The following is a 13,756-nucleotide window of genomic DNA, read 5'->3' as shown; positions in this document are numbered from 1 at the left end:
ACGGATTAGGAGCTCGGAACGATGAAGCGCATGGCAAGGACGCTAGCTGGGCTGTTTGCGATGGCCGCTGCACACGAGGCTGTTGCAACCACCGCGCCGCAAACGACCGTGGAAGGCCTGCACTGGCGCATCGCACCGGCCGCTGACTTCAGCGACAACGCCACGGTAGCCGCGCGGCGGAAAGAGCAGATTCTGGTGTGGGACAGCGCCAAAGACACCCGGGTCGCCGGTGAGGTTCTGCTGCTGGTCGACGCCCCTTACGACAGCGTCCAGCCCATCGTGCAACGGGCGCTGAGTTCGTTTGGCACGTTCACCGCGGAAGCCGAAAACGGCCCCCTCGCCTACTTGCCCGAAGGCTGGGATCGGGTGCTGTTGTCACGCCGCCCGGATCTGCGCGACGCCCTGGTGGATCACTTCACGTTGCCTCGCCTGCAACTCGCGGTATCGCAAGGAGTCATCACGCCGGCAGAGATGACTCAACGGCTTGCACAAGAGCGCGCCCGCGTGGATTCCGTGCCGCAGAACCGCATGAGCCTCGATGTATTTCGCGTCACCTACGCCAGCTGGTATGCCACGCTGAAGCGCAGCCGCGTCCTCTCTGACAAACACGACAGCACGCTGACCATCAGGCTCTTGGATGTCACTGCGATGTTCGGGCACCCGGCCACCGTGGTGGATATCTCTCGCGACGACAACTATCCCAATCCGAATGCCGGCCTGTTCAAGCAACTGGCCAACTTCAACGTGCTGAGTTCACCACCGGCCCGCGTCGTCAGCGACGGCATCGTACCCGCGCCAGTTTTCCTCGCCGTGCGCGATGCCCTGGCGAGTCTTCCCAACAACATGGAGATCGCGAGCACACCGCTGGCATGGGTGAAGCCCGTCGAGCCATCCGACGCAGTACATCCCCTGGTACTCCGCGCCCCAACCACCGACGGCCCGATCATCAAGGCACAGGCGATACGCTGGGACACACTGGTCACCAGCCCCCGTTCGCTGCTCTACCCCCACGACCTGCTGACGCTGCCCGATGGCGACCTGCTCGTGAGTGCACAAATGTCCGACGACAGCGGCTGGTGGCAGCATGTATGGCGTTTTCACGAGGCGAACGGCGAATGGAAAGTCGAGAACGTCTGGCGTGGCGCCGAGGGGACAAACCGCCTCTCACTCAGCGCCGATGGACGCACGGCCTGGTTCGACGGCGCCGCTGAAAGCAACACACCTCGCGCGCTGATCGCCTATGACGTCGACGCGCATCGCCTCATCCGCCACACGGTGAACTGGAGCGGCATCGAGCGCAGTGATCTGCAGAACCCTCGCTGGGAATTGGCAGGCGATCAACTTCCCACCTTTTTCCGCCATGACTACGACAGCCTTATCGGTGGCGCAGGCGACGACAAGAACAAACTCGGGCACGAGTACTTCACTGTCATGCGACCGGACACGCCGCCATCGTCCACCGACGATACGTGGCCCTTCCACACTGCCTTTGCCTCGGCACGCCAGTCGATGATGAGCGTGCGCATGAAGGGCAACACGCTGATCTGGCCGGTCCGCTGGCGCGATGCCAAGGTTTTCTGGGTGGAAGATCAGCCAGGCATAGCCGAACTCGATGCATCGACCGGCCGCGTACTGCGCGCACTGGCGCTGCCACAGCGTTTCGGTACGCCCGATCCCCAGGACGCCACCGGCGTCGCTCAATGGGTACCCACGCCCTTAGGCTCCCCTGAAGCCGGCTGGATCGCCACGGGCTTCGTCCTGACGCCGGACGATGACAGTCAACTGCCGTCGTCGCTGCGCGGCACCGTGGCGCCCCATGGCCGCATCGTCGGCATGCACGTTGTCGACCTCAACGACGGCCATGTGCTGTCTGCGTTGCTCGGCCCCATGGATGTGCTGGCCGCGGCGGCGCGGTCTGCCCACGGGCGATACCTGGTGCTCGGCTCCAACGGCCCCAGGCATAGCGGCCCCCGCTTGGTCATGTGGGATATCGCGCAGGCGCGGACACCTGTTCAACTCGATGCATCACCCTCGAAAAGCGATGTGCACGCCTTGGCGTTCTCGTGGCAGGGAGGCGACGTTTGGGCCTTGGGCGATCGTGAGCTCTTTCGATGGCACCTGCCCGATGCGCTTCGCGATTCCGCGTCGCCCGGCAGCGCCCCTGACCAATCGCATCCCTGAGACAAACCGCCTGACGCAAGTCGCCCCGGGGAACATGGACCTTTCTCTTTCGCTGAACCGCGTTTTCACGTAGTAACGATATAGGTGACAAGCGCCATGGAAACGCAGCATGGCCGCCACAGAACCGTCGCGACGGAATCACAGAGGAGTCATCCGCCGCAGGCAGGCTATGCAGCATCTGTCGAAAGAAGATTGTCCGACCCCATGCTGGCGCAATACGTTCATCCGTCGAAATCCGGCCTGTTCCGCATCATCCGTCACGGCCGCCAGTGGCGAGCCCTATGCCAAGAGCAGGAAATCGGCCGTCACGAAACCGCCGAAGCCGCCCTGATCGCCACACGCATGGCTTGTCCTCAGGCGCGCCTGCCGGGCGAACTGGCGCAGTGGCGTTTCATTCCGGAACTCGCCTTGGCACATTCGCGTGTGTCGGCTGAAGGAACACATTGGCAGCTGGCAGGCTGAACCGCCATGACCCACAAAGGTGGAGCGCTCACTCCTGCGCGTTGATCACCGCCAAGAAGTCCCGTCCATAGCGCTTTAGCTTGGCCTCGCCTACGCCACTGATCGACGCCAGCTCCGTCTCGTTCGAAGGCAAGGCGCGCAGCATCGCGAGCAAGGTCGCATCATGGAAAATCACATACGGCGGCACGCCGTGCTGCTTGGCCAACTGTGTACGCAACTTTTTCAGCTCGTCCCACAGCGGCTGTTCGTAAGCCTCCACACCCAAGCTGCTACCCGTGACTACCTTGCTGTCCCGGCGCTTGCGTGATGCCCTTGTGGGTGTGGCGTCTTCACGCAGCCGGACCTGACGGTTGCCCACCAGCACGTCGCGGCTCGTCTTGGTCAGACGCAGCGTGCCGAACCCTTCGGCATCCGCTTCGAGCAAGCCCATGGCCAGCAGTTGCCGGAATACCGAGCGCCATTGCTTTTCGTCCATATCGGCGCCGATGCCGAAGGTGGACAGGCGGTCATGGCCCAACTCGCCCATACGGCTGCTGTCGTCGCCACGAAGAATGCCGATGACATGCCCCGAGCCGAAGCGCTGCCCGCTGCGATAGACGGCGGAAAGCGCCTTCTGCGCGGGCACGGTGGCGTCCCACGTCTTGGGTGGCTCAACGCAATTGTCGCAACTACCGCACGGCCCGTGGAACGATTCGCCAAAGGCGGCGAGCAACAGTTCGCGGCGACATTGCGTGGTCTCCGCATAGGCCAACTGCGCTTCCAGCTTTTGGCGCTCGACGCGCTTGCGCTCATCGGCCGACTCGGACTGGGCAATCATCTGACTCATCGTCACCACGTCCGACAGACCGTAGATCATCCAGGCGTCGGATGGCAGCCCATCGCGACCGGCGCGCCCGGTTTCCTGGTAATAGCCTTCCATGCTTCGAGGCAGGTCGAGATGCGCCACGAAACGCACGTCGGGCTTGTCGATACCCATGCCAAACGCCACCGTGGCCACCATCACCACGCCGTCCTCGCGCAGGAAACGGCGCTGGTTGGCATTGCGCGTGGCCGCATCGAGTCCAGCGTGGTACGGCAACGCCTCGATGCTGGCTTCAGACAGCCACGCAGCCGTTTCGTCCACCTTGCGGCGACTGAGTGCGTACACGATGCCGGTCTCGCCACGATGCCGCTCAAGGAACTCCATCAGCTGACGACGCGCGTTGTGGCGCTGCCCGACCTGATAGCGGATGTTCGGCCGATCAAAACTGGAAACGAACTGACGCGCCTTCTGCAAGGCGAGGCGCTCCACGATTTCCTCGCGCGTGCGCTCGTCCGCGGTCGCGGTCAACGCAATGCGCGGCACTTGAGGAAAGCGCTGGTGCAGCACCGCCAACTCACGATATTCAGGCCGGAAGTCGTGGCCCCATTGGGAAACGCAGTGCGCTTCGTCGATCGCGAACAGCGCCACTTCCGTGCGTTCGAGCAGGCCCAGGAAGCGTGAGCTGAGCAGGCGCTCCGGGGCGACATAGAGCAGGTTCAGCTCACCCTCGAGCAGACGACGCTCTACTTCCCGCTGGTCATCCGCACTCAGGCTCGAGTTGAGATAGGCCGCGGCGACGCCCGCTTCGCGCAATGCATCCACCTGGTCCTGCATCAACGCAATCAGGGGAGACACCACGATGCCCGTGCCCTGTCGTACAAGGGCTGGAATCTGGTAGCAGAGCGACTTGCCGCCACCCGTGGGCATGAGCACCAACGCATCCCCGCCATCGATCAACTGGTCGACGATGGCCTGCTGCTGATCGCGGAACTGGGTGTAGCCAAAAACGCTGTGAAGAATATCTCAGGGGCGAGGGAAGCATCGGTGAATGCTAACAAATGTCCCTTGCCACCAAGAGCCTGTTCAATGTCGGATGCGTCGCACAGCCTGAGGTTCTCGGCCCGACCGCGTTCATAACATCCACAAAACGGGTGTGGCCTACCTTTCCCTCAGCCCGGCATACCCCAGAGCGCGCGATCGAGGTCCGCGTCCAGGCCGAAAGTGGCAAGCGGCACGCGGCCGTTCTTAACCTCGACACCTTCCGCTTTCAAACGCCGGCTTTGTTCTCGAAAATCCCGGCTTCCCGCCGGAAACGCGATCTGCCCGCTGGAGCGGATCACGCGAAACCACGGAAGCTCCATACCTTCGGGTACTTCACCCAAGGCCCGACCGACCAGCCTGGCCCGCCCGGGCAAGCCCGCGCGTGCGGCGATGGCGCCATAGCTGGCCACACGGCCACGTGGAATGGCGGCAATGGCCGCAAAAATGCGTGCGTGCGCTTCGTTCATGGGTTTGTCCATGATCTTCAACAGGCTCTTTACACTGGGTCGTGGCACAGTAGCGAGGCCGGATTCGCCTGCCAAGGAGATCGCACCATGCATCACTTCGAAGCCGTGCGTTCCCATATCGGCAGCATGCACGCGCTGCGCCACAACGATCCCTATCTCATCAGTTTCGACCTGAGCCTGCCGCACGACCGGCACCAGGGCATCTATCTCGCAGAACTCGAAGACGAATCGGGGCGACGCTACTTGCGCATTTCCACACCTGTCGGCCCGCTGGCAGGGGCCGATCCGCGCCGTTGTCTGCGTTTCAACTGGGAACAGCGTAAGGGGTTTCTTGCCGTGGCCGACCTGGACGGCTCACCGTACCTGCACCTGTGCGAGAACCGGCCGTATGAACTGCTGGACGTCGCGGAGCTGAAGCGACTGATCGAAGAGCTGGGTGAACTGGGGGATCAGCTGGAGCGCATCGTCGCCGCTGGCGGCGACGCGCTGTAAATCCCGGAAGCAGGAGCGCATAGGCTGCGCCCCTGCCAGAGCTGGCTCAGAAGAGTGCAGACAGCCGCACCAGGCCGTAGGCCAACAGTGCAGTGATCGGTAGGGTGAGGATCCACGCCCACACCATGCGCTCCACCACCGACCAACGGATGGCGTTCCAGCGCTTTGCCGCGCCCACACCCATGATCGACGCCGACACGTTGTGCGTGGTCGATACCGGAATGCCAAAGTGCGTGGCCATAAGAATGACCGTGGCTGAGCTGGTTTCGGCTGCGAACCCGTTGATCGGATGCAGCTTCACCATGTTGTGACCCAACGTTTTGATGATGCGCCAACCGCCGCCCGCAGTACCGGCGGCCATCGTCAATGCGCACACCACAGCCACCCACATCGGCACGTCGAAACCACCCCCTGCCGTGCCCTGAATACGCAGGAAGCCCAACCAATCGGGAATGCCTTCGAACTGCCCGGCGGCGGTAGCGCCGGCCAATGCCAGGGCGATGATGCCCATGCTCTTCTGACCGTCATTGGAGCCATGTGCCAGACCCATCGCACCTGCCGACAGAATCTGCGCCTTGCCAAAGAAGCTGTTCACAAAAGGCGTGCGGCCAAAACGGCGCAAAAACCCTACGCGACTCGCGAACCAGCTCAGCAACGCATAGAGCAAACCCATCACAGTGAAACCGATAACGAAGCCACCCAGCGGAGAAATGACCATCGGCACGATCACTTTTGGAATGACGCCCGAACCATTCCACCAATGGTCGCCGCCCTGGGACCAGATCACCGAAGCAAAGTTGTCTCCGGATGCCGCGATAGCCGCACCCACCAGCGCACCGATCAGGGCATGACTGGAACTGGACGGCAGGCCACGCCACCACGTAATGAGGTTCCACACAGTTGCCGCAAGCAAAGCGCAAATCAGCAGCTTGGGACCCGCATCGACCACATGGCTGTTGAGCAAGCCAGCCGCGATGGTCTTGGCGACAGCCGTGCCCCAAAGCGCGCCGATCAGGTTAGTGATCGCCGCCATCATCACCGCCTGCCCAGGCGTCAACACCTTGGTCGCCACGACCGTAGCGATGGAGTTGGCGGTGTCGTGGAAGCCATTGATGTAGGTGAATGCCAGCGCGATCAGCACTACCGCAATGGCGAGGCCAATGCTCATGCGCGCACCTCGGCAACGGCCCGGAACGACGCCGGGCGGCACGAAAGGGAGAACGTCATCGTGCCGGCCTCAGGAGTTCTTCAAGACGATCGAATAAACGGTGTTACCGACATCGCGGCACTTATCGATGGCCTTTTCCAGCAGCTCGAACAAATCCTTCGCCAACATCGCACGCATGGCATCACCACCTTCCACGTACAGCGTGCGATACGGCGAGAGCAACATGCGGTCACCTTCCGACTCCAGCGTCTGCAGGCGGTCCTGCAGCTTCTTTACTGGGTCGATACGCAAGCCACGGCGCAGTTCGCCGATCATCTCCGAGACCACCGCCGTGGCGCGCTCTAGCACCAGTGCACGGGCGCCGAAATCCACATCATTCATGCGGTCGGAGACGATCTCGTAGCGCTCGGCGAACTTCTCGATGGTCTTGGGGATCTTGTAGAGCGCCGAGTTGAGCGCCTCGATATCTTCGCGGTCGAGCGCAGTGACGAAGGTATTCACCAGTTCCTCGCTGATCTGCCCCGCCAGCGCCTTCTCCCTGGCACGCGCAGCGGCAAAGGCGGCCATCACGGGTGCGTGATCCTTGCGCGTCACCAGGTCGTGTAGCGCCTTGGCGCTTTCCTGCGCTGCTTCGGCGCTCTGCTCGAGCAGGCCATAGAACTTGTCGCCTTTGCCGAAAATCGTTTGCAATGAAAACATGCGGTTATTGCCTGGGGTGCGGAGGGCGGAAAATGACGCGTATGTTACAGGAGGCCCCTGCCGCGCCGCATCAAGGCCCCAACCCAGCCCATGGGGAGGGCTCTCGGACTCCAAGGGGCTGTCACGAACCTGGTCCGGCTTAGGCTTTACACTGCGTCTCATGTCCATTCGCGACCTTACTCCCGGCCGGCGGCCCCGATGCTGACCGAAATCGCCACTGTCGTCCTGCTGTCTCTGTGCAACGGCTTCTTCGCGCTGTCGGAGATGGCCCTGGTTGCCTCGCGCAAGACGCGCCTGAAGCATATGGCCCGCGGTGACAGCCGCAGGGCCCGCATGGCCCTGCGCAACGCCGAAGCGCCCGAGCGCTTCCTATCCACTGTGCAGGTGGGCATGACCCTAGTGATTCTGGTCACCGGTGCCCTCGCCGGCGATGCGCTGGGCGACCACATCGCCACTGCCATCCACGGCGGCCGGGCAGCCTGGATGGAGCCCTACGCCAAAGTCATCGGCTTGGTGCTCGGCTTCGGGTTGATCTCCTTTATCCAGATCGTGATCGGCGAACTGGTGCCCAAACGACTCGCGCTCTCCGCGCCGGAGCTGATCTCCGGCTATGTATCTATGCCGATGATGGTGCTGTCGCGCATCGCGGCCCCGTTCGTATGGCTGCTCAATGTCACCAGCGGCCTCCTGCTGCGGATGCTGAATGTCAAAGGACGCGGTAGCGACGTCGCGACTGAAGAAGAAATTCGGCTACTGGTCGCAGAAAGTGCCGAACACGGCATACTCGATCGCGACGAGCACAACATGGTCAATCGCGTACTGCGATTGGGTGACCGTGCAGTGGACAGCGTGATGACGCCGCGCACGCGCATTGTCTGGCTGGATGCCGCGGCACCGTTCGAAGAGAACGCGGAAATCCTGCGCACGACACCGTATTCCCGCTATCCGGTTTACCGCCAGGACGAAAGCGACATTCCCGGCGTGGTGGAAGTGAAGCGCCTGCTGCGCGGTTTCGCCGAGGGCAAACCGGACATCTTCGGACAGCTGTCCAAACCGCTGTACGTGCCCGCCACGGCGCGTGCACTCGACCTGCTGGAAGAGTTCCGCGACGCGGAAACCCAGCTTGCGCTGGTCGTCGACGAATACGGCGATATCGTGGGCCTGGTGACGCTCAACGACTTGCTCGCCGCCATCGTGGGTGCCACTCAGTTGGGCAGCAACGACAAGGCAGAAAGCCCGCTGATTACCCTCCGCGACGACGGGAGTTGGCTGCTGGACGGCTCGCTATCGACCGACGACCTGCGAGAACTGCTGAAGGTCGATGCACTGCCCGGCGAGGAAGAGCACGAGTACCGCACGGCCGCCGGCATGGTGATGGCGGTACTGGGGCATATCCCTCAGGCCGGCGAAACCTTCGACTGGCGCGGCTTTCGGGTGGAAGTCGTGGACCTGGATGGCGCGCGCATCGACAAACTGCTGATCACGCCACAGCCGAAGATCGACGTAGACGAAGACGGATTCTGACCACCGGACGCACGCCTAGCGCCGGCGGCGAGCGATGCGTCACTCGCTCTTCGATGACTTGTCCTTGCCACTGGCGATCTGCGCCATGCGCTGTGCGTCGGCGAAGATGCCATGCATCACGCGCAGTTCGCGCTCATCGGGCTGCGCCCGCTGGAACAGTTTGCGCAGGCGCAACATGATGGTGGTCGGTGCGCGGCCCTTATGGAATTCGATGTCGTCCAGCATCTGCGCCAGATGCTCGAAGAAGCGTTCCATCTGCGCCGCATCGGCCGGCGGTTCGGCATCGGCGCGCGTCGGCGCGGCGACGTCGCCCAGCGACGCCACGCGCAGCTCGTAGGCCATCACCTGCACAGCCTGCGAGAGATTGAGCGAGCTGAAATCATCCACGCTGGGAATGCGCACCATGGCGTGACAGCGCGCAAGCTCCTCGTTCTCCAGCCCCGTGCGTTCGTTGCCAAACACCAGCGCCACCTGTTCGCCGCGCGCAGCGGCAGCCAACGCCCGGGTGGCCGCCTCGCGCGGGGTGATCTCCTCCAGGTCCACGCCGCGGCGACGGGCCGAAAGCCCCAGCGCCAGACTGGTACCCGCCAGCGCGTCGACCAGGCCTTCCGTCACCATGGCGTTCTCGAGCACGTCGTCCGCGCCCGCAGCGAGCGCCGAGGCTTCCGGGTCAGGGAAACGATGCGGCGCCACCAGCGCCATTCGGTCGAAGCCCATGGTGCGGATGGCGCGGGCTGCGCTACCGATATTGCCGGGATGCGAGGTGCGCACCAGCACGTAGCGGATGCGGGCGGCGAGGTCGGAATCAGCGCTCATGGGGACCGGGAAACTTGTGAAACGGGCGCAAAGCTTGGAAATGTCCGGCCGTCCTGTCAAACCCGACCCGTTCCGCACCCGCCTGGCCGGCCTGACCCGGCCCGCCGTCTCTGCTAGACTTTGCCGCCGAAACCCCGTTCTTTTGAAAGCCGAAGCCATGCCAAGACCCGCCGTCAACGTCGCGGTGCGCGCCGCGCGCTCCGCAGGAAACATCATCCTGCGCTACATGAATCGCATCGACGGACTCAACATCGTCGAGAAGCAGCGCATGGACTTCGCCTCGGAAGTGGACCGCCTGGCCGAAGCCGAAATCGTCAAGGAACTCAAGCGCGCCTACCCGACGCACGGCTTCCTCGCTGAGGAAAGCGGCGCCATTGGCAAGGGTCCGCTGACCTGGGTGATCGACCCGCTCGACGGCACGCACAACTACCTGCGCGGCATTCCGCATTTCTGCGTCTCCATCGCCCTGCTCGACAAGGGCGAGCCGATGTACGCGGTGGTGTTCGACCCGCTGCGCGATGAGCTATTCACCGCCAGCAAGGGTGACGGTGCCTACCTCAACGACCGACGCATCCGCGTAGGCAAGCGCGACAACCTGGGCGGCTCAATGATCGCCACCGGCTTCCCGTACCGTCAGCGTTCGCACCTGGATGCTCAGCTCGATATGACGCGTGCCATGCTCGGCCAGGCCGAGGACATCCGTCGTTCCGGCTCCGCTGCCCTGGACCTGGCCTACGTGGCCGCCGGCCGCTACGACGGTTTCTTCGAGATCGGCCTGAAGCCGTGGGACATGGCCGCCGGCGTTCTGCTGGTGCGTGAGGCGGGTGGTCGCTACTGCGACTTCGCCGGTCGCGACGGCATCCCGGAAAGCGGCAACATCGTTGCCGGCAACCTCAATGTGGCGCAGGCGATGGTCGATGCGATCGGTGCCAATGCCACACCGCGGTTGTTGATGGCCTGAAGAAACACAGGTCGCTCGAAAAAAAGGCGCCCCTAGGGCGCCTTTTTTATGCCTGCCAGCGTTAGAAGAGGTTTCAAGTGCCCGGTTCGGTGTCGCGCAGGAACTCACGCAGGAATGGCACCGTGATGCGTCGCTTTGCCGCCAGCGATGCCTGGTCCATGCGGTCCAGCAGGTCGAGCAATGCACCGAGATCACGCTTATAGCGGGTGAACAGCCAGTCCAGCACCGTGTCGTCCAGCTCGATACCGCGAGTAGTTGCCTCTTGGCGAAGCACTGCACGGCGCTCGGCATCGTCCAGTGGCTTGAGCAACACCTGCTGCAAAGCCCCAAGGCGCGAGCGGAGGTCAGGCAGACCAAGACCCAATTGGGTCGGCAACGCTTCGGCGGAAAACAGCAACGCAGCGCCTTCGGCCTTGGCCCGGTTGTAAACGTCGAACAGGGCGTGCTCGGCCTCACGATCGCCGGCAATGGCGCCGAGGTCGTCCAGTGCAAGGAACTCACTACCTGCCACGCCACGGATGGCGGCCGCCTTATTGCCCATACTTGCCAAAGGCAGGTACTGCACCGTGCGACCACCCTGGACAGCTGCCTGACAGGACGCCACCAGCAAATGGCTCTTGCCGCTACCGGCAGGACCAGCCAGATACAGCCACGGCGTGCCCGGCACGTAGGCGACCTGCTCCACGGCAGTCAGCGTCACAACGTTGCTACCGGGATGGAAGTCTTCGAAACGCTGGCGGCGGGGCCAGCGCAAGGCGAGCGGCAACTGCGGAATCATGGAGGGGGTACTGCGTCCTTCTTGCTGCCTTCTTGATCGACGGTCGTCCGGGTTTTCACCTCCCCGGCAGAGGTCTCAACCACCACATCCACTTCGGTGAGCAAGGGATCGCCCTCGCCCTCCTCTTTATACAAATCGCTCTGCCGGTAACGCTCTGCCAGATAACGCAGCAGTACCAGGATCACCGACGCGGCCGGTAGAGCCAACAGCACGCCAAGGAAACCGAACAGGTAACCGCCTGCCAACACGGCGAAAATCACCGCGACCGGATGCAGGCCGATCTTGTCGCCCACCAGTTGGGGAACCAGCACATAGCCTTCCAACAACTGGCCGGCGGTAAAGATGCCCACCACCATCAGCACGTGGGTCCAATCGCCGTACTGCACCATCGCGGCGATTAGCGCAGAGCCAAAGCCCACGATGAAGCCAAGGTACGGCACAAAGCTGAGCAGGCCGGCGATCATACCGATCAGCGGGCCGACCGACAGCCCCATCAGCGTCAAGGCGCCGCCGTAGAAGACGCCCAGCGCCAGCATCACCAGCAACTGGCCACGCACAAACGCACCCAGCACGTTGTCCGACTCGCGCGCGAGATGGGCGATGGTGGGCTCGACGGAGCGCGGCAACATGCTGTCGACCCAGGCCACCAGCCGGTCCCAGTCGCGCAGCAGATAGAACGCCACCACCGGGATCAACACCACGTTGGTCAGCCACATCACTACGCCGACGCTGGAGCGGGAGATCTTGCCGAGCAGCACGGACGCGGCATTGCCGATCGAACCCAGGTGGTCCTTGATCTGCTGCACCAAACGGTCGGTGTCGAACGCGCTCGGGTCCAGATGCAACTTGGCCTGCAGCCACGGTAGCGCGGTAGTCCGGGCCCAATCGACGTAGTGCGGAATGTTCAACACCAGGTTCTCGACCTGGCGCGAGATCAGCGGAATCAGCAGCAGTAGCGCACCGATCGTCAACAGCAGCAGCACGATGAACACGATGCTCACCGCCAGCGTGCGCCCCATGCCAAATCGCTGCAGGCGGTCGGCCAGCGGGTCGCCCAGGTAGGCAAGCATGGCAGCGAAGGCAAACGGCATCAGCACCGGCGCGAGCAGCCAGAACACGTAAAAAATAGCCGCAGCAATCGCGAGCATCTGCCAACGGCGGGAGCTGTCTGCTGTCATCGACATGGCTCATCCCATGAGGTCGGAAACAAAAGCCGTGTGCCGGATCTAACCGGCACACGGATGACACGCCGTTCGCGGCGCGTGATCAGCGGACCCAGCGCAAGCTGGCGTCAGCATCACTGTGCGAATCCCCACGCAGCAAGCGTCCGCCTGCCGCAAGGCTGTTCGCCAGCGCATCCATCGGCAAGGCCGCCTTGATCGCGAACAGCATGCCATCGCCCTGTGCGCTCAACGTGGTGACCTGACGGACATTCGGATCGTCGCGAAGCACGGCTACGAGGTTGGCGTAATCCATGGCCGAATTAACCTGCGACACCCAGAGCTTGCCGTCGACCGTGGCCGAACCGATCACGTTCAACTGTTTGCCAAGTCGGTCGACCAAGCCGTTGCCGGCATCGGTCTGCACGGCGGCGGCATTGGCGCCCTGCGTGGTCCACTTCTGCTGCGGGCCGCCCGATACCAGCGCCCAGTCGGCGGTATTGCCATGCATCTGGCCCAGCAGGATCAGGCCGGTCTTGTACTGACGAGCCAACGCGGCGACCTGGTCGGGCTCCGCACTGGTCAGGTTCGGGGTGTCCCCGGTCTTCGCGGGGTCGGCCAGCACCGTGCTATAGCCCTTGGCGGCCAGCGTCTGCGTCAGGGTCGCCAAGGCGTCGTGCGTGAGTACGCTGCCATCCTCGTCGCGCACGACCAGCAACACCGGCGGACGCGAACCGCTACTGGCCACGCCCATCTGGGCCACCGCGCGCTGCACAGCGGCCTGATCGAAGGTCACCTGCAGGGCCATGCCCGTGGTGGCCCGCTGGTACTGGTACTGCTGGACGATACCGGACGCCCCCTTGAGCACGTCGGCATAACCGGGCTTGCTGCTCAGGTCCTGTCCACCCGACGTACGGGCCAGCACCTGGGCCAGGGCGTCGCCAAAGGCGGCGTTGCGGGCGGTGTCGCTGGTATCCGCCACGGAAACAACCACGGTATAGGGCGACACCTGCCCCTGCGCATGCACGGACAGCAGCGGGGCGAGGCCCAGCAAGAAACAGATGAGCAGCAGGCGGGACAGACGCATGGGGAGCGATATCCGGTGGGGAACGCAGGAAGTCTGCCCAATCCGCCCGGCAGCGTCCATCGAAGACATCCCGGTTCAGGGTCCGGGCTCGGGAAAGTGGCCACCTACACTGCTACAA

The 13,756-nt window shown here is 63.4% G+C and carries 13 protein-coding genes; 5 read left to right on the top strand and 8 right to left on the bottom strand.

Features of this window, described 5'->3' with window-relative positions:
• Window positions 1-30: 30 nt before the first annotated feature.
• Both DYST_RS20145 and DYST_RS20140 read left to right on the top strand, forming a co-directional pair.
• Window positions 31-2,181 (top strand): hypothetical protein, encoded by a 2,151-nt coding sequence (locus DYST_RS20145; protein ID WP_239947858.1) that lies wholly within the window; start codon window positions 31-33, stop codon window positions 2,179-2,181.
• Between the two features lie 192 nt (window positions 2,182-2,373).
• Window positions 2,374-2,643 carry a hypothetical protein gene (locus DYST_RS20140; RefSeq protein ID WP_239947856.1) on the top strand — a complete coding sequence of 90 codons (270 nt, stop codon included), beginning with the start codon at window positions 2,374-2,376 and terminating at the stop codon, window positions 2,641-2,643.
• Between the two features lie 28 nt (window positions 2,644-2,671).
• Here DYST_RS20140 and recQ read toward each other — a convergent pair whose 3' ends face one another.
• Both recQ and DYST_RS20130 read right to left on the bottom strand, forming a co-directional pair.
• Window positions 2,672-4,465: a DNA helicase RecQ gene (gene recQ / locus DYST_RS20135; protein ID WP_239952164.1), complete on the bottom strand. Its 1,794-nt coding sequence runs from the start codon at window positions 4,463-4,465 to the stop codon at window positions 2,672-2,674.
• Between the two features lie 149 nt (window positions 4,466-4,614).
• Complete coding sequence (locus DYST_RS20130) at window positions 4,615-4,953, bottom strand: MGMT family protein (RefSeq protein WP_239947854.1); 339 nt, start codon at window positions 4,951-4,953, stop codon at window positions 4,615-4,617.
• An 87-nt stretch (window positions 4,954-5,040) separates the two neighbouring features.
• On the opposite strand from DYST_RS20130, the gene DYST_RS20125 reads away from it, so the two are divergent.
• Entirely contained in the window at window positions 5,041-5,445 is a 405-nt protein-coding gene (locus tag DYST_RS20125) for a hypothetical protein (RefSeq protein WP_102300755.1), read from the top strand.
• Window positions 5,446-5,491: 46 nt separating this feature from the next.
• On the opposite strand, the gene DYST_RS20120 is transcribed toward DYST_RS20125, so the two are convergent.
• Together DYST_RS20120 and DYST_RS20115 are read right to left on the bottom strand one after the other, a co-directional pair.
• Entirely contained in the window at window positions 5,492-6,613 is a 1,122-nt protein-coding gene (locus DYST_RS20120; protein ID WP_199178848.1) for an inorganic phosphate transporter, read from the bottom strand.
• Between the two features lie 69 nt (window positions 6,614-6,682).
• A complete protein-coding gene (locus tag DYST_RS20115; protein ID WP_102300756.1) occupies window positions 6,683-7,312 on the bottom strand; it encodes a DUF47 domain-containing protein in 630 nt (209 codons plus the stop codon).
• A 198-nt stretch (window positions 7,313-7,510) separates the two neighbouring features.
• Here DYST_RS20115 and DYST_RS20110 point away from each other — a divergent pair, with 198 nt between their 5' ends.
• Window positions 7,511-8,836: a hemolysin family protein gene (locus DYST_RS20110; RefSeq protein WP_102300757.1), complete on the top strand. Its 1,326-nt coding sequence runs from the start codon at window positions 7,511-7,513 to the stop codon at window positions 8,834-8,836.
• 39 nt (window positions 8,837-8,875) lie between these two features.
• On the opposite strand, the gene DYST_RS20105 is transcribed toward DYST_RS20110, so the two are convergent.
• Entirely contained in the window at window positions 8,876-9,652 is a 777-nt protein-coding gene (locus DYST_RS20105; protein WP_239947852.1) for an RNA methyltransferase, read from the bottom strand.
• 157 nt (window positions 9,653-9,809) lie between these two features.
• On the opposite strand from DYST_RS20105, the gene DYST_RS20100 reads away from it, so the two are divergent.
• Window positions 9,810-10,613 carry an inositol monophosphatase family protein gene (locus DYST_RS20100; protein WP_102300759.1) on the top strand — a complete coding sequence of 268 codons (804 nt, stop codon included), beginning with the start codon at window positions 9,810-9,812 and terminating at the stop codon, window positions 10,611-10,613.
• A 73-nt stretch (window positions 10,614-10,686) separates the two neighbouring features.
• Here the strand turns inward: DYST_RS20100 and hda are convergent, their stop codons facing one another.
• The 3 genes from hda to DYST_RS20085 form a co-directional block, all read right to left on the bottom strand.
• Complete coding sequence (gene hda, locus DYST_RS20095) at window positions 10,687-11,391, bottom strand: DnaA regulatory inactivator Hda (protein WP_239947850.1); 705 nt, start codon at window positions 11,389-11,391, stop codon at window positions 10,687-10,689.
• Window positions 11,388-12,569: an AI-2E family transporter gene (locus tag DYST_RS20090; RefSeq protein ID WP_428993998.1), complete on the bottom strand. Its 1,182-nt coding sequence runs from the start codon at window positions 12,567-12,569 to the stop codon at window positions 11,388-11,390. Before DYST_RS20090 ends, hda begins: the two co-directional genes overlap by 4 nt.
• 88 nt (window positions 12,570-12,657) lie before the next feature.
• A complete protein-coding gene (locus DYST_RS20085) occupies window positions 12,658-13,638 on the bottom strand; it encodes a DUF2066 domain-containing protein (RefSeq protein ID WP_239947848.1) in 981 nt (326 codons plus the stop codon).
• Between the last annotated feature and the right edge of the window lie 118 nt (window positions 13,639-13,756).

The organism is Dyella terrae (assembly GCF_022394535.1).
Taxonomy (GTDB): Bacteria; Pseudomonadota; Gammaproteobacteria; order Xanthomonadales; family Rhodanobacteraceae; genus Dyella.
This window is presented reverse-complemented; position numbering and strand designations above follow the sequence as displayed.